A 16564-nucleotide genomic window follows, 5' to 3' on the forward strand; every position below is an offset into this window, starting at 1 on the left:
ACAAAAAAACGCGGGCTAGACGGACTCACAAGCCCTGCAAGGTCTGCATCAACACCCGCACTTTGGCGATCGACTCTTCATATTCGGCCTGCCATTCGGAGTCGGCCACCACCGCACCGCCGCCCCAGCAACTGACCTGGCCGTCCTTGACCAGCAGGCTGCGAATGGCAATCGAGCTGTCCATCTCGCCGCGCACATCCACATACAGCAGCGAGCCGCAGTAAAGCGCCCGGCGTGCAGGCTCCAGCTCGTCGATGATCTGCATGGCGCGAATCTTCGGCGCCCCGGTGATCGAGCCGCCGGGGAAGCTGTCGCCGATCAGGTCCAGGGCATCCTTGTCGCTGGCCAGCTGGCCGGTGATGCTGCTGACCAGGTGGTGGACGTTGGGGTAGCTCTCCAGGCTGAACAGCTCCGGTACCTTCACAGAACCGATCTTGCAGGTACGCCCCAGGTCGTTGCGCAGCAAGTCGACGATCATGAGGTTTTCCGAGCGGTCCTTAGGGCTGTGCAGCAGCTCCTCGGCATTGCGCTTGTCTTCAATCGGGTCGCTGGCGCGCGGGCGAGTGCCCTTGATTGGCCGGGTTTCCACCTGCCCCTGGCTGACGCGGATGAAGCGCTCCGGGGAGAAGCTGAGCAAGGCACTGCCATCGCCCAGTTGCTGGTAGCCGGAAAACGGCGTGGGGCAAGCTTGGCGCAGGGCCTGATAGGCGCGCCAGGGGTCGCCATGGCAGGGCGCGCGAAAGCGCTGGGTAAGGTTGATCTGGTAGCAGTCGCCGGCCTGGATGTAGCGCTGTACCTGGTCGAAGGCGGCCCGGTACTGGTCGGGCTGCAGGTCACCGGCCATCGGCGCGAGCAGCTGGAAGTCGCCGCTTGCGGTGTCGCAGGCGCCTTCGAAAAGCGTGATCAGGCGTTCGCGTTCACTGCCGGCCAGGCTTGGGTGGAACACCAGCTGGCTGGTGCCGTGCACATGGTCGCTGACCAGTGCCCAGGCATACAGCCCCAGTTGCGCGTCGGGCAGGCCGAGGTCGTCCACGGCCAGGCTTGGCAGGTGTTCCAGGCGGCGACCGAAATCGTAGCTCAGGTAGCCGATCAGGCCACCGGCGAAGGGTAGCTCGCTGCCTTCGGGCAGTTGCGCATGGCCCAGGTGGGCCAGGCCGTCGCGCAGGCGCTGGAGGAAGGTGCTGCCTTGTTCATCGGGGTGCGCTTGCAGCTGTTGCAGCGGCCAGGCGCTGAGCAGGTCGAAGCGGCCGCGTTCGGCGCCGGGGCGGGCGCTGTCGAGCAGGATCGCGCCGGGGGCCTGGCGCAGGCGGGCGAAATAGGCGGCTGGGTCAGGCTGGTAGGGCAGGGGGTAAAGCGTACAGGTCGGCATCAGTGTGGACGGCGATGTAAAAGCGAGGAGGGCGATTGTAGACCTGTGTAGGAAAAGCGCCTAGCACTGGGCGCGACATTCAACAGTGTGTTTGGCCCATTCGCAGCACAAGGCTGCTCCTACAGGTGAAACGCAGCCCAGCAAGCCTGCACAGTACCTGTAGGAGCAGCCTTGTGCTGCGAATGGGCTGCAAGGCAGCCCCGGCAATTCAGCGGTTAGGCACGTGCCCGAACAAACCCTGTGCTACCCGAACCCGCTGTTCGGCATCTTCGGTAATGCCATCCTTGGCCAGCGCTTCGATATGCGCCTCAATGGCGTGGGTGCGCTGGGTCAGGCCGCAGTCGTTGGCAATCTGGATGTTAAGGCCCGGGCGGGCGTTTAGCTCCAGGATCAGCGGGCCTTTTTCCTGGTCCAGCACCATGTCCACGCCGATGTAGCCCAGCCCGCACAGTTCATAGCAGCCGGCGGCCAGCTTCATGAAGCCGTCCCAGTTCGGCAGCTGCACGCCATCCACCGCATTGGTGGTGTCCGGGTGCTTGCTGATGATGTTGTTCAGCCAGGTACCGCGCAGGGTCACGCCGGTGGCCAGGTCAACGCCCACGCCGATGGCGCCCTGGTGCAGGTTGGCCTTGCCGCCGGACTGGCGGGTCGGCAGGCGCAGCATGGCCATTACCGGGTACCCCATCAGCACGATGATGCGGATGTCCGGCACGCCTTCGTAGCTGATGCTTTTGAAGATCTGGTCGGGGGTAACCCGGTACTCGATCAGCGCGCGGTCGCGGTGGCCGCCCAGCGAGTACAGGCCGGTGAGGATGCTCGAAATCTGGTGTTCGATTTCCTCATGGCTGATGATCTTGCCCGACACCGTGCGGTAGCGGTCCTCGAAGCGGTCGGCGATCACCAGGATGCCGTCACCGCCGGCGCCTTGCGCCGGCTTGATGACGAAATCGCTGCGCCCGCCAATGATCTGGTCGAGCTTGTCGATTTCTTTCTCGGTTTCGATGATGCCGTACATTTCCGGCACATGGATACCGGCCGCCAGGGCGCGCTCCTTGGTGATGATCTTGTCGTCGACGATCGGGTACAAGCTGCGCTTGTTGTACTTCAACACGTAGTCCGCGTTGCGCCGGTTGATACCCATGATGCCCCGGGCCTCCAGGGCTTTCCACGTCTTGATCAGGCCAAACATCAGGCGTCAGCCTTCTTCAGGAATGCCTTGAAGCGCACGAGTTCGGTCAGGCGGTAGCCACGGTAGCGGCCCATCGCCAGCATGAAGCCCACCAGGATCAGCAGTACGGCCGGGAACGTGAACACGAAGTACACCAGCTCCGGCACCATCATCAGCAGGTGCGCCAAAGAGGCTGCAAACAGGGTGCCGATGGCCACTTTCATGGCATGGCCACCGCCACGTTCTTCCCAGGTGATCGACAGGCGCTCGATGGTCATGGTCAGGATCACCATCGGGAACAATGCCACCGACAGCCCGCGCTCAAGGCCCAGCTTGTGGCTGAACAGGCTGATGGCGGCGATCAGCACCACGACGAAGGTCAGCACCACCGACAGGCGTGGCAGCATTTGCAGCTTGAGGTGTTCCAGGTATGAGCGTAACGACAGGCCAAGCGCGGTAATCACCGTGAACAGCACGATGCCAAAGCCCAGTTGGGTCTCGCGGAAGGCCAGGGCGATCAGTACGGGGGTGAAGGTACCCAGGGTCTGCAAGCCGATCAGGTTGCGCAGCACCAGGATCACCAGCACGCCGATAGGGATCATGACCATGATCATGAAGGTTTGCTGGGTCTGCAGCGGCAGGCTGTACAGCGAGTACTCGAGGAAGTCGGCGTCGGTGTTCTCGTCGGTCAGCTTGGCCAGGCGGATGGCGTTCATCTCGCTGTTGTTCATGCTGAAGGTGACGTTGGCCTTCTTGCCGCCATCGACGGTGATCAGGTTGTCGTCACCGGTCCACCACAGCAGGCGGTCGCTGGGCAGGCCTTGCTCCCCGGTGTCCGGGTTGAAGTACAGCCAGTCGTTACCGTTGAAACTGCGCAGCCACAGTTCCGGGGTTTGCGGGGTGTCGGCCACCAGGCGGATGGTGTGCACCTTTTCCATCGGTACGTGGGCGATCGACAGCAGCAGGTCGATGATCTGGGCTTTCTTCATCGGCGAGGTGTCGCCGGCCAGCAGCAGCTTGACGTTGTCGTCGTTGAGGTTGTTGACCCGCTTGATGGTCTCGCTGACGAAGGTCTCGACGTCGGCAGAGTGCTGGCGAATCGGCGCCATCAGGGCTTCGGCGGCGATCTTCTCGGGGCCTTCGATAGCCAGGCTGTCACGGAAGGTCGGACCTTTGACCGTGGTCTTCTCGTTGCTGTAGCGCTTGGTCAGCACCAGGCGGTAGTAGAGGGTCTGGTTGCCGCTGGCGCGGCGGGCCGACCAGGTGACCTTGCGGTTACCGTCGGCACGGTTGACGCTCACCCCGTAGTTGTTGGAGATGAAACTCTCGTTGAGGCTGACATAGTCGCGGTTCAGCGGCGGCACGAACATCTGCACCTTGACCGGGTCCTTGGTGCTGGCCACGAACTCGACCTTGGCGTCGATGTTCCACAGGTCGTCGGTTTCATCCTCGGTCACCGGGATGCCGAGGAAGAAGATCTGGTAAGCCGTGACCGCCACACCCAGTAGCACCAGTACGGTGATCAGGACTTTCAGATGGAGGGTAAGAGAGCGCATCGGAATTACTCTGCTTTGTGAGCGTCGGTGGCACAGGCAGGTTTGCCGGCCGCATATTTAAGGCTTGGGTCGACCAGCGCGTCGAAGTGCTTGAGCGCCTCGGAGCCGATCAGCAGCGGGAACTGGAAGGCGCTGCGGTCGGTGAGGTTGACTTCGATGGTGCGCATGGCCTGGCCCATGCAGATTTCAAGTTCGATGACCGGGCGTGCCGTGTAGGCCTTGCCCGATTCGGCATCATAGTCGCCGGCCCGGCGCTTGATCTTGCTTACGCGTGCCAGCGGGCGCTCGATCGGGTGCGAGTGGGCAGCATCGATGGCCAGGTAGAAGCGCACCCAGCTTTCGCCGTTGCGCTTGAACCGCTTGATATCGCGGGCGCTGAGCGAGGCGGTCTTGGCGCCGGTGTCGAGCTTGGCGGCCACTTCCAGGTCCAGGTCGCCCAGCCGTGCATATTCGTTGAGACCATAGACGGTCTTGCCCGCAGCCTGACCAAGGGCCGGCAGCAGGGTGAGGCATAGCAGCAATAAAACGGGTGTAAGTCTCATAATCCTGGCGCGGTGCAGTGCAAGGTTCTAGGCAAGGTTCTGGTCAAGGCGACTGGCAACTACTGCGCAAGCTTCCTCTTTTATCTGTCAACAAGCATGAATGTATGACAGACAGGCTATCCATACCCCATCGGAGGCGCGGCATTCTATCACGCCGACGTCTTGACGCCAGCGGTGCGCGATCTGACAGCACCGGGCGGGGGTTAGTTCGTTATTAGACAATTGTCGACAATGTTCATTTTGTCTTTGACTGGCGAGCGTGTTTTCGCTAATTTCTGGCAAAGAGATTTTCAAGGTGTCGACAATATGCAGGACCTTTCCACCGCCAGCCCGGTGCTGACAGACGAAACGGAAACCTTGTCTGAAAACGTCTTCCGGCGCATTCAGGCGGCCATCGTCAAGGGCGAAATTGCCCCCGGCAGCAAGATTTCCGAGCCGGAGCTGGCGCGCACCTACGGCATCAGCCGTGGGCCGTTGCGCGAGGCCATCCACCGCCTGGAGGGCCAGCGCCTGCTGGTGCGCGTACCGCATGTGGGCGCGCGGGTGGTATCGCTGAACCACGCTGAACTGATCGAACTGTACGAAATCCGCGAGTCGCTGGAAGGCATGGCCTGCCGCCTGGCAGCCGAACGCATGAGTCAGGGCGACATCGACGAACTGCGCCGTGTGCTTGATACCCATGAGCGCGATGCCGCATTCCAGGCTGGTGTGGGTTACTACCAGCAGGAAGGCGACTACGACTTCCATTACCGGATCATCCAGGGCAGCGGCAACCAGACCCTGGTCAAGATGCTGTGCGGCGAACTGTACCAACTGGTGCGCATGTACCGCATCCAGTTCTCTGCCACGCCCAATCGGCCACGCCAGGCCTTTGCCGAACACCACCGCATCCTCGATGCCATCGCCGACCGTGACGGCGAGCTGGCCGAACTCCTGATGCGCCGCCACATCGGCGCGTCCAAGCGCAACATCGAGCGTCACTATCTGGACGCCCACAACAACAGCCCACGAGGTGAGAAATGACTGTGAAGAGCACCCCCGGTCAGCGTTTCCGCGACGCCGTTGCTGCCGAACATCCCCTGCAGGTGGTTGGCGCCATCAACGCCAACCATGCCCTGCTGGCCAAGCGCGCCGGCTTCAAGGCCATCTACCTGTCCGGCGGCGGCGTGGCCGCAGGCTCGCTGGGCTTGCCGGACCTGGGCATCACCGGCCTGGACGACGTGCTCACCGATGTGCGCCGCATTACCGACGTGTGCGACGTGCCGTTGCTGGTGGATGTCGACACCGGCTTCGGTGCGTCGGCCTTCAACGTCGCCCGCACCGTACGTTCGATGAGCAAGTTTGGCGCTGCTGCCATCCATATCGAGGACCAGGTTGGCGCCAAACGCTGCGGCCACCGACCGAACAAGGAAATCGTCAGCCAGCAGGAAATGGTCGACCGCATCAAGGCCGCTGTCGATGCCCGTAGCGACGACAGCTTCGTGATCATGGCGCGTACTGACGCCTTGGCCGTCGAAGGCCTGAACGCTGCCCTTGATCGCGCCGAGGCCTGCATCGAGGCTGGCGCCGACATGATCTTCCCGGAAGCCATCACTGAACTGCAGATGTACAAGACGTTCGCTGATCGGGTGAAGGCACCGATTCTGGCCAACATCACCGAATTCGGCGCCACGCCCCTGTACACCACCGAAGAGCTGGCCTCGGTCGACGTGTCGCTGGTGCTGTACCCGCTGTCGGCGTTCCGTGCCATGAACAAGGCCGCCGAGAACGTGTACACCGCGCTGCGCCGCGACGGCACACAGAAAAACGTGATCGACACCATGCAGACCCGCATGGAGCTCTACGATGCCATTGGTTACCACGCCTTCGAGCAGAGCCTCGACGCGCTGTTTGCCCAGAAGAAAGGGTAAGTGATGGCGCCTGTGCCGGCCTCTTCGCGGGTTTACCCGCGAAGAGGCCGGCACAGGCGAACCGAATTAGCCAGCAAGAAATCCATAACAAATTCAAGAAAGGAGAAACACCATGGCCGAAGCGAAAGTACTCAGTGGCGCAGGCCTGCGTGGCCAGGTGGCCGGCCAGACCGCACTGTCGACCGTTGGCCAGGCCGGTGCCGGGCTGACCTACCGGGGTTACGACGTGCGTGACCTGGCGGCAGGTGCCGAGTTCGAAGAAGTCGCTTACCTGCTGCTGTACGGCGAGCTGCCAACCCAGGCCGAGCTGGCCGATTACAAGCTCAAGCTCAAGGGCCTGCGTGACCTACCGCAAGCATTGAAGGAAGTGCTGGAGCGTATCCCGCGTGACGCCCACCCGATGGACGTGATGCGCACCGGTTGCTCGGTACTGGGTACCCTGGAGCCCGAGCTCACTTTCGAAGCCCAGCGCGACAAGACCGACCGCCTGCTGGCGCTGTTCCCGGCAGTGATGTGCTACTGGTACCGCTTCACCCACCATGGCGTGCGCATCGATTGCACCAGTGACGAAGACACGCTCGGCGGCCACTTCCTGCACCTGCTGCACGGCAAAAAGCCGAGCGAGCTGCACGTCAAGGTCATGAACGTGTCGCTGATCCTGTACGCCGAGCACGAGTTCAACGCCTCCACGTTCACCGCCCGCGTTTGCGCCTCGACCCTGTCCGACCTGTACTCCTGCGTCACCGCTGCCATTGGCTCGCTGCGCGGCCCGCTGCACGGCGGTGCCAACGAGGCGGCGATGGAGCTGATCGAGCGCTTCCAGAGCCCGCAGGAAGCCACCGCCGAGCTGCTGCGCATGCTGGAGCGCAAGGACAAGATCATGGGCTTTGGCCATGCCATCTACAAAGAGTCCGACCCGCGCAACGAGGTGATCAAGGGCTGGTCGAAGCAGCTGGCCGACGAAGTGGGCGACAAGGTGCTGTACCCGGTTTCCGAAGCCATCGACAAGACCATGTGGGAGCAGAAGCGGCTGTTCCCCAACGCTGACTTCTACCATGCCTCGGCGTACCACTTCATGGGTATCCCGACCAAGCTGTTCACCCCGATCTTCGTCTGCTCGCGCCTGACCGGCTGGGCGGCGCATGTCTTCGAACAGCGTGCCAACAACCGCATCATCCGTCCGAGCGCCGAGTATGTCGGCGTCGAGCAGCGCCAGTTCGTGCCGATCGAGCAGCGCTGAAACCGAACCTGTGGGGTGGCCTGTTCCGGCCTCATCGCCGGCAAGCCAGCTCCCACAGGTGTTGCACCGCCCTTGTAGCTAGTGCTGTACCTGTGGGAGCCGGCTTGCCGGCGATGAGGCCGGAGCAGCCAATACAGGGCAGCAATTAGAACGCTATCCACGACCGTACCGTGACCGAGCCTGATAACGATATGAACACAGCATTCCGCAAGCACCTTCCAGGCACCGACCTGGACTACTTCGATGCCCGTGCGGCGGTCGAGGCGATCAAGCCCGGCGCCTACGACGGCCTGCCTTACACGTCCCGCGTGCTCGCCGAGAACCTGGTGCGCCGCTGCGACCCGGCCACCCTCGACGCCTCGCTGGGCCAACTGATCGAACGCCAGCGTGACCTCGACTTCCCGTGGTTCCCGGCCCGCGTGGTGTGCCACGACATCCTCGGCCAGACCGCGCTGGTCGACCTCGCCGGCCTGCGTGATGCCATCGCCGACAAGGGTGGCGACCCGGCCGCCGTCAACCCGGTGGTGCCGGTGCAGCTGATCGTCGACCACTCGCTGGCAGTGGAGTGCGGTGGCTTCGACCCACAGGCCTTCGAAAAGAACCGCGCCATTGAAGACCGCCGCAACGAAGACCGCTTCCACTTCATCAACTGGACCAAGAAGGCGTTCAAGAACGTCGACGTGATCCAGCCGGGTAATGGCATCATGCACCAGATCAACCTGGAGAAGATGTCGCCTGTCATTCATAGCGACCGCGGCGTGGCCTACCCGGACACCTGCGTCGGAACCGACAGCCACACCCCGCATGTCGACGCCCTGGGCGTGATCGCCATTGGCGTTGGTGGCCTGGAAGCCGAAAACGTGATGCTCGGCCGCGCTTCGTGGATGCGCCTGCCCGAAATCGTCGGCGTCGAGCTGACCGGCAAGCTGGCACCGAACATCACCGCCACCGACCTGGTGCTGGCCCTGACCGAATTCCTGCGTAAACAGAAAGTCGTCGGCGCCTACCTGGAATTCCACGGCGAGGGCGCCCGCGCGCTGACCTTGGGTGACCGCGCCACCATTTCCAACATGGCCCCGGAATACGGCGCCACCGCCGCGATGTTCGCCATCGACCAGCAGACCATCGACTACCTGCGCCTGACCGGCCGCGAAGAGCAGCAGGTCAAGCTGGTGGAAACCTACGCCAAGGCGACCGGCCTGTGGGCCGACAGCCTGGGCGGCGCCGTCTACGAGCGCACCCTGAGCTTCGACCTGTCGAGCGTGGTGCGCAACATGGCCGGCCCGTCCAACCCGCACGCTCGCGTGGCCACCAGCGACCTGGCAGCCAAAGGCATTGCCGGCAGCTGGGAAGAGGTGCCGGGGCAGATGCCGGACGGTGCGGTGATCATTGCCGCCATCACCAGCTGCACCAACACCAGCAACCCGCGCAACGTGATAGCTGCTGGCCTGATTGCACGCAATGCCAACAGGCTTGGCCTGGCCCGCAAACCGTGGGTCAAGTCGTCGCTGGCGCCAGGTTCCAAGGCTGTGCAGCTTTACCTGGAAGAAGCCGGGCTGGAGAAGGAGCTGGAGCAACTCGGTTTTGGTATCGTCGCCTTCGCTTGCACCACCTGCAACGGGATGTCTGGCGCGCTGGACCCGGTGATCCAGCAAGAAATCATCGACCGCGACCTGTACGCCACCGCCGTGCTGTCGGGTAACCGCAACTTCGACGGGCGTATCCACCCGTATGCCAAGCAGGCCTTCCTGGCTTCGCCGCCGCTGGTGGTGGCCTATGCCATTGCCGGCACGATCCGCTTCGACATCGAGAAGGATGTGCTGGGCGTGGTCGATGGCAAGGAAATCCGCCTCAAGGACATCTGGCCGAGCGATGAAGAGATCGACGCCGTGGTACGTGCCGCGGTCAAGCCAGAGCAGTTCCGCAAGGTGTACATTCCGATGTTCGCCATCGAGGAAGACCGCGGGCCGAAGGTGGCGCCGCTGTATGACTGGCGCCCGATGAGCACTTACATCCGCCGCCCGCCGTATTGGGAAGGCGCGCTGGCCGGTGAACGTACCCTGCGCGGCATGCGGCCGTTGGCGGTGCTGCCGGACAACATCACCACCGACCACCTGTCGCCGTCCAACGCCATCATGCTCGACAGCGCCGCCGGTGAATACCTGGCGAAAATGGGCTTGCCGGAAGAGGACTTCAACTCTTACGCCACCCACCGCGGCGACCACCTGACCGCCCAGCGTGCCACGTTCGCCAACCCCAAACTGTTCAACGAAATGGTGCGCAAGGAAGACGGCAGCGTGAAGCAGGGCTCGCTGGCGCGTATCGAGCCGGAAGGCAAGGTGACCCGCATGTGGGAGGCGATCGAAACCTACATGCAGCGCAAACAGCCGCTGATCATCGTGGCCGGCGCCGACTACGGCCAAGGTTCGTCCCGCGACTGGGCGGCCAAGGGCGTGCGCCTGGCGGGTGTCGAGGCCATTGTCGCCGAAGGCTTCGAGCGCATTCACCGCACCAACCTGGTGGGCATGGGCGTGTTGCCGCTGGAGTTCAAGCCAGGCACTGACCGCAAAACCCTGGGCCTGGACGGCAGCGAGACCTATGACGTGCTGGGTGCACGTACGCCACGGGCGACCCTCACGTTGGTGGTTACCCGCGCCAATGGCGAGCGCCTGGAAGTGCCGGTGACCTGCCGCCTGGACACCGCCGAGGAAGTGTCGATCTACGAGGCGGGCGGGGTGCTGCAACGCTTTGCCCAGGACTTCCTCGAAGCGACCGCCTGAGCATGAAACGGGGGCCGCTTTGCGGCCCATCGCGACGCAAGGCCGCTCCCACAACGGGCGGCGCAGTACCTGTGGGAGCGGCCTTGTGTCGCGAAAGGGCTGCATAGCAGCCCCAGGGTATTTCACCGGACTATCAGGATGCCCAAGACAATGGCACATGTACCCCAGATCAAAATCCCCGCCACCTACATTCGTGGCGGCACCAGCAAAGGCGTGTTCTTCCGCCTGCAAGACCTGCCCGAGCAGGCGCAGATCCCCGGCCCCGCCCGTGACGCACTGCTGCTGCGGGTAATAGGCAGCCCCGACCCCTACGGCAAGCAGATCGACGGCATGGGCGGCGCCACGTCCAGCACCAGCAAGACCGTGATCCTGTCGCAAAGCATCAAGCCAGAACACGATGTCGACTACCTGTTCGGCCAGGTCAGCATCGACAAGGCGTTCGTCGACTGGAGCGGCAACTGCGGCAACCTGTCTGCTGCGGTCGGTTCGTTCGCCATCAGCAGTGGCCTGGTCGACCCGGCGCGCATTCCGCGCAACGGCATCGCCACGGTGCGCATCTGGCAGGCCAATATCGGCAAGACCATCATCGCCCATGTCCCGATCACTGAAGGTGAAGTGCAGGAAACCGGCGACTTCGAGCTGGACGGGGTGACCTTCCCGGCGGCCGAGGTGGAACTGGAGTTCCTCGACCCGGCGGCCGACGACGGTGACGACGGCGGTGCGATGTTCCCCACTGGCAGCCTGGTCGATGACCTGGAGGTGCCGGGTGTCGGCACCTTCAAGGCGACCCTGATCAACGCTGGCATTCCGACCATCTTCGTAAACGCGGCGGATATCGGCTACACCGGTACCGAACTGCAGGACGCCATCAACGGCGACCCGCAGGCGCTGCTGCGTTTCGAGACCATTCGTGCTTATGGCGCCGTGCGCATGGGCTTGATCGACAATGTCGACCAGGCTGCCGGGCGTCAGCACACACCAAAAGTGGCGTTCGTTGCGCCACCGAGCACCTACACTGCGTCCAGTGGCAAGGTGGTACAGGCAGGGGATGTCGACCTGTTGGTGCGGGCCTTGTCGATGGGCAAGCTGCATCATGCCATGATGGGTACGGCGGCGGTGGCGATCGGCACCGCAGCGGCCATTCCGGGCACGCTGGTCAACCTCGCCGCTGGCGGGGGCGAGCGCAGCGCTGTGCGTTTCGGCCACCCTTCGGGCACCTTGCGGGTCGGGGCCGAGGCGCGCCGGGTGGAGGGTGAGTGGACAGTGACCAAGGCAATCATGAGCCGCAGTGCTCGCGTGCTGATGGAGGGCTGGGTTCGCGTGCCTGGCGATAGCTTCTAAAGCACCACTGGCGCTCGGCTTCAAGAGGGGCCGCTTTGCGGCCCTTCGCGGGCTTGCCCGCTCCCACAGGTAATCACAGGGTTTGAATGCTGTGATATCCCTGTGGGAGCGGGCGAGCCCGCGAAGGGCTGCACAGCAGCTCCGGCAATTCTGAAGGGAGCTGGATATGAGCGCCAACGTAGACCTCAACGACCGCCCGGATTACGACCGGGTGCTACAGACCCTGGCCGATTACGCCCTCGGCTACCGGGTCGATTCCGCCGAAGCCCTGGCCACCGCGCGCAACTGCCTGATGGACACCCTCGGCTGCGGCCTGCTGGCCCTGCGCTTCCCCGAATGCACGAAACTCCTCGGCCCTCAGGTGGAAGGCACGCTGGTCCCCAATGGCGCCCGTGTTCCTGGCACCGCCTACCGCCTCGACCCGGTCAAGGCCGCCTGGGACATCGGCTGCACGGTGCGCTGGCTGGACTACAACGACACCTGGCTGGCCGCTGAATGGGCTCATCCCTCGGACAACCTTGGCGGCATACTGGCCGTGGCTGATCACCTGTCGCAGAAGCACGTCGCAGCGGGTGAGGCGCCGCTGCTGATGCGCGATGTGCTTGAGGCAATGGTCATGGCCCATGAGATCCAGGGTGTGCTGGCACTGGAAAATTCTTTCAACCGTGTCGGGCTCGATCACGTGATTCTGGTGAAGGTGGCCTCAACCGCCGTGTGTGCCAGGCTGATGGGGGCCAATCGCGAGCAGATGCTCTCGGCCTTGTCCCACGCCTTCGTCGACGGCCAGGCCCTGCGCACTTACCGCCATGCGCCCAATGCCGGTTCTCGCAAGTCCTGGGCGGCGGGCGATGCTTCCAGCCGGGGCGTGCGCCTGGCTGATATCGCCCTGCGCGGCGAGATGGGCGTGCCGGGCGTGCTCACGGCGCCGCAGTGGGGGTTCTACGACGTATCGTTCAGTCATACCAACAAAGACTTGGCGCTCAAGCCTGCCGGGCAGTACGAGCTGCGTCTGCCTCAGGCCTTGGGCAGCTATGTGATGGAAAACGTGTTGTTCAAGGTCAGTTTCCCTGCCGAGTTTCATGCCCAGACCGCCTGTGAGGCGGCAGTGACCCTGCACCCATTGGTGCGCAACCGTCTGCATGAAATCGACCGCATCGTGATCACCACCCAGGAGTCAGCGATCCGCATCATTTCCAAGAGCGGCCCGCTGGCCAATGCTGCCGACCGTGACCACTGCCTGCAGTACATGGTGGCGGTACCGCTGATCTTCGGCCATTTGGTGGCGGAGCACTATGAAGATGCTTTCCATGCCCACCACCCAAGCATCGATCGCCTGCGCGAGAAGATGGAAGTGGTGGAGGACCTGCGCTTCAGCCGCGAGTACCTGGAGCCAGACAAGCGCTCGATCGCCAACGCGCTGCAAGTGTTCTTCAAGGATGGCAGCAGCACTGACCAAGTGGTGGTGGAATACCCGATCGGGCATCGGCGGCGGCGAGGGGAGGGCATACCGTTGCTGGAGGCCAAGTTCAGGGCAAACCTGGGGACGCGTTTTGCTCGTCAGCGGTGTGCGCAGATTGTGGAGGTATGCAAGGACCAGCAGCAGCTGGAGGGTATGGCGGTGCACAGGTTTGTGGATTTGTTTGTGATCTGAGGTGGCCGGTACAGGCTAAAACAAAAAGCCCCGGCATCGCTGCCAGGGCTTTCTTTACTGCCTGTAACTCAGCTTAAGCCTGAACCACCGGGATCTTGGCGTTGGCTGCCGCTTCGCGGAACTCGGCGATCTGGTCGAAGCTCAGGTAGCGGTAGACGTCGGCAGCCATGCTGTCGATGTCTTTCGCGTACTGCATGTACTCTTCGACGGTCGGCAGCTTGCCGATGATCGAAGCGACAGCAGCCAGTTCGGCCGATGCCAGGTACACGTTGGTCGCGTCGCCCAGACGGTTCGGGAAGTTACGGGTCGAGGTGGAGACCACGGTCGAACCGGTCTGCACACGTGCCTGGTTACCCATGCACAGCGAGCAGCCTGGCATTTCCATGCGCGCACCGGCCTTGCCGTAGATGCCGTAGTAGCCTTCTTCGGTCAGCTGGTGAGCATCCATCTTGGTTGGCGGAGCCAGCCACAGACGGGTAGGGATGCCACCCTTGACCTTCTCCAGCAGCTTGCCGGCAGCGCGGAAGTGGCCGATGTTGGTCATGCACGAACCGATGAACACTTCGTCGATCTTCTCGCCCTGTACCGAAGACAGCAGGCGGGCATCGTCCGGGTCGTTCGGCGCGCAGAGCACAGGCTCTTTGACGTCGGCCAGGTCGATTTCGATGATTTCAGCGTACTCGGCATCGGCGTCAGCCGACAGCAGCTCAGGGTTGGCCAGCCAGGCTTCCATGGCCTGGGCGCGGCGCTCCAGGGTGCGGGCATCGCCGTAGCCTTCGCCGATCATCCAGCGCAGCAGGGTGATGTTGGACGTCAGGTACTCGGCAATGGCCTTCTCTGGCAGCTTGATGGTGCAACCGGCAGCGGAACGCTCGGCCGAGGCATCGGACAGCTCGAAAGCTTGCTCGACGGTCAGTTCGTCCAGGCCTTCGATTTCCAGGATGCGGCCGGAGAAGGCGTTTTTCTTGCCTTTTTTCTCAACGGTCAGCAGGCCTTTCTGGATGGCGTAGTAAGGGATGGCATGCACCAGGTCACGCAGGGTGATGCCGGGTTGCAGTTTGCCCTTGAAGCGCACCAGGATCGATTCTGGCATGTCCAGCGGCATGACGCCGGTGGCGGCGGCGAAGGCCACCAGGCCGGAACCGGCCGGGAACGAGATGCCGATCGGGAAGCGGGTGTGCGAGTCGCCACCGGTACCGACGGTGTCAGGCATCAGCATGCGGTTCAGCCAGCTGTGGATGATGCCGTCGCCTGGGCGCAGCGACACGCCGCCACGGGTGCGGATGAAGTCTGGCAGGGTGTGGTGGGTGGTGACGTCGATCGGCTTTGGATAAGCCGCGGTGTGGCAGAACGACTGCATGACCAGGTCGGCAGAGAAGCCCAGGCACGCCAGGTCTTTCAGCTCGTCGCGGGTCATCGGGCCAGTGGTGTCCTGGGAACCGACGGTGGTCATCTTCGGCTCGCAGTAGGCACCTGGGCGCACGCCCTGGCCTTCTGGCAGGCCACAGGCACGGCCGACCATTTTCTGCGCCAGGGTGAAGCCCTTGCCGGAGTCGGCAGGCTGCTCTGGTTTCTTGAACAGGTCGGAGGCACCCAGGCCCAGCTCGGCGCGGGCTTTTTCGGTCAGGCCACGGCCAACGATCAGCGGGATACGGCCGCCAGCGCGGACCTCGTCCAGCAGCACTTCGGTTTTCAGCTCGAAGTTGGTGACCAGCTCGTCGCTTTCGTGGCGGCGTACTTCACCTTTGTACGGGTAGACGTCGATGACGTCGCCCATGCCCAGGTTGGTGCAGTCGAACTCGATCGGCAGGGCGCCGGCGTCTTCCATGGTGTTGTAGAAGATCGGGGCGATCTTGGTGCCGAAGCAGAAGCCACCGGCGCGCTTGTTCGGCACGTACGGAATGTCGTCGCCGAAGAACCACAGTACCGAGTTGGTAGCGGATTTACGCGAGGAACCGGTACCTACCACGTCACCTACATAGGCAACCGGGAAGCCCTTGGCCTTGACGGCTTCGATCTGTGCCAGCGGGCCGACCGAACCAGGCTGCTGAGGCTCGATGCCGTCGCGGGCCATTTTCAGCATGGCCAGGGCGTGCAGCGGGATGTCAGGGCGCGACCAGGCGTCCGGAGCAGGCGACAGGTCGTCGGTGTTGGTTTCGCCTGGCACCTTGAACACGGTCAGGGTGTACTTCTCGGCGATGGCCGGGCGGGCGGTGAACCACTCGCCGGCAGCCCAGGAGTCCAGCACGGCCTTGGCGTGAGCGTTGCCGGCCTTGGCTTTTTCGGCCACGTCGTGGAAGGCATCGAACATCAGCAGGGTGTGCTTGAGCTGTTCGGCCGCGACGGCGCCCAGTTCGGCGTCATCCAGCAGTGCGACCAGCGTTTCGATGTTATAGCCGCCCTGCATTGTGCCGAGCAGTTCGGTGGCGTGCTTGCGGTCGATCAGAGGCGACTGGGTTTCGCCCTTGGCAACAGCAGAGAGGAAAGCAGCCTTGACGTAGGCAGCTTCGTCGACCCCTGGCGGTACGCGGTTGGTGATCAGGTCTACGAGGAAGGCTTCTTCGCCGGCCGGCGGGTTTTTCAGCAGCTCGACCAGGCCTGCGGTTTGTTCGGCGTTCAGCGGCTGGGGCACGATACCCAGGGCGGCACGCTCTTCGATGTGTTTGCGGTAGGCTTCAAGCACAGTTATTTCCCTCATCAGTGGTCCCTAAAGGGGGTCCGGGACGCTTATCCAGCATTCGATGCACCCATGCGCTGCCACGGCTTTGTGGGCCGCCCAGCCAGAGTCGCAAAGAATCCTTACAGAAGCTGCTTTCAAAGTTTTACGCCTGCAGAACGGGGAGCTGATGAGGGCTGGCGCGGGCATGCGAGGGAAGCATGGCCCGGGCCAACGCCGTTCTACCGGATTAACTGTGCTCGTGACGCTTTGAAAACAGCTTCCAACGGACATTGTTGCCTTTGAAAAGGCCGGATGATTCTACGGCAAAAAAAGCCCGAAAGTAAGGCG

11 protein-coding genes are annotated in these 16564 nt (G+C 63.2%); 6 read left to right on the forward strand and 5 right to left on the reverse strand.

The window, feature by feature from the left end; translation table 11 throughout:
- Positions 1–25 precede the first annotated feature (25 nt).
- From pabB to rloA, 4 genes are all read right to left on the reverse strand, one after another.
- The gene (pabB, locus tag WF331_RS06320) at positions 26–1369 is read right to left on the reverse strand and encodes an aminodeoxychorismate synthase component I (protein ID WP_016500537.1); all 1344 of its coding nucleotides are present in this window, start codon (positions 1367–1369) and stop codon (positions 26–28) included.
- 208 nt (positions 1370–1577) lie between these two features.
- Positions 1578–2558, reverse strand: a complete 981-nt coding sequence (locus tag WF331_RS06325) for an alpha-L-glutamate ligase-like protein (protein WP_016500536.1) — start codon at positions 2556–2558, stop codon at positions 1578–1580.
- Entirely contained in the window at positions 2558–4093 is a 1536-nt protein-coding gene (rloB, locus tag WF331_RS06330) for an osmotic stress tolerance membrane protein RloB (RefSeq protein ID WP_016500535.1), read from the reverse strand. The genes WF331_RS06325 and rloB overlap by 1 nt, the downstream gene beginning before the upstream one ends.
- A gap of 5 nt (positions 4094–4098) precedes the next feature.
- Positions 4099–4635: a retropepsin-like aspartic peptidase RloA gene (gene rloA / locus WF331_RS06335; RefSeq protein ID WP_016500534.1), complete on the reverse strand. Its 537-nt coding sequence runs from the start codon at positions 4633–4635 to the stop codon at positions 4099–4101.
- A 306-nt stretch (positions 4636–4941) separates the two neighbouring features.
- On the opposite strand from rloA, the gene WF331_RS06340 reads away from it, so the two are divergent.
- From WF331_RS06340 to prpD, 6 genes are all read left to right on the forward strand, one after another.
- Entirely contained in the window at positions 4942–5658 is a 717-nt protein-coding gene (locus WF331_RS06340; RefSeq protein WP_016500533.1) for a GntR family transcriptional regulator, read from the forward strand.
- The gene (gene prpB, locus WF331_RS06345; RefSeq protein WP_016485912.1) at positions 5655–6545 is read left to right on the forward strand and encodes a methylisocitrate lyase; all 891 of its coding nucleotides are present in this window, start codon (positions 5655–5657) and stop codon (positions 6543–6545) included. The genes WF331_RS06340 and prpB overlap by 4 nt, the downstream gene beginning before the upstream one ends.
- A 112-nt stretch (positions 6546–6657) precedes the next feature.
- Positions 6658–7785, forward strand: coding sequence for a bifunctional 2-methylcitrate synthase/citrate synthase (gene prpC / locus WF331_RS06350; protein ID WP_016500532.1), 1128 nt, complete (start codon positions 6658–6660; stop codon positions 7783–7785).
- 191 nt (positions 7786–7976) lie between these two features.
- Positions 7977–10565, forward strand: a complete 2589-nt coding sequence (acnD, locus tag WF331_RS06355; RefSeq protein ID WP_016500531.1) for a Fe/S-dependent 2-methylisocitrate dehydratase AcnD — start codon at positions 7977–7979, stop codon at positions 10563–10565.
- A gap of 150 nt (positions 10566–10715) precedes the next feature.
- On the forward strand, positions 10716–11906 hold the full coding sequence (gene prpF, locus WF331_RS06360; protein ID WP_340622737.1) for a 2-methylaconitate cis-trans isomerase PrpF: 1191 nt from the start codon (positions 10716–10718) through the stop codon (positions 11904–11906).
- A gap of 166 nt (positions 11907–12072) precedes the next feature.
- Positions 12073–13557, forward strand: a complete 1485-nt coding sequence (gene prpD / locus WF331_RS06365) for a 2-methylcitrate dehydratase (RefSeq protein WP_284363491.1) — start codon at positions 12073–12075, stop codon at positions 13555–13557.
- Positions 13558–13630: 73 nt separating this feature from the next.
- Here the strand turns inward: prpD and acnB are convergent, their stop codons facing one another.
- A complete protein-coding gene (acnB, locus tag WF331_RS06370; RefSeq protein ID WP_041167795.1) occupies positions 13631–16240 on the reverse strand; it encodes a bifunctional aconitate hydratase 2/2-methylisocitrate dehydratase in 2610 nt (869 codons plus the stop codon).
- Between the last annotated feature and the right edge of the window lie 324 nt (positions 16241–16564).

This window comes from Pseudomonas sp. YNh (assembly GCF_037993085.1).
In the GTDB taxonomy this organism is placed as follows: domain Bacteria; phylum Pseudomonadota; class Gammaproteobacteria; order Pseudomonadales; family Pseudomonadaceae; genus Aquipseudomonas; species Aquipseudomonas putida.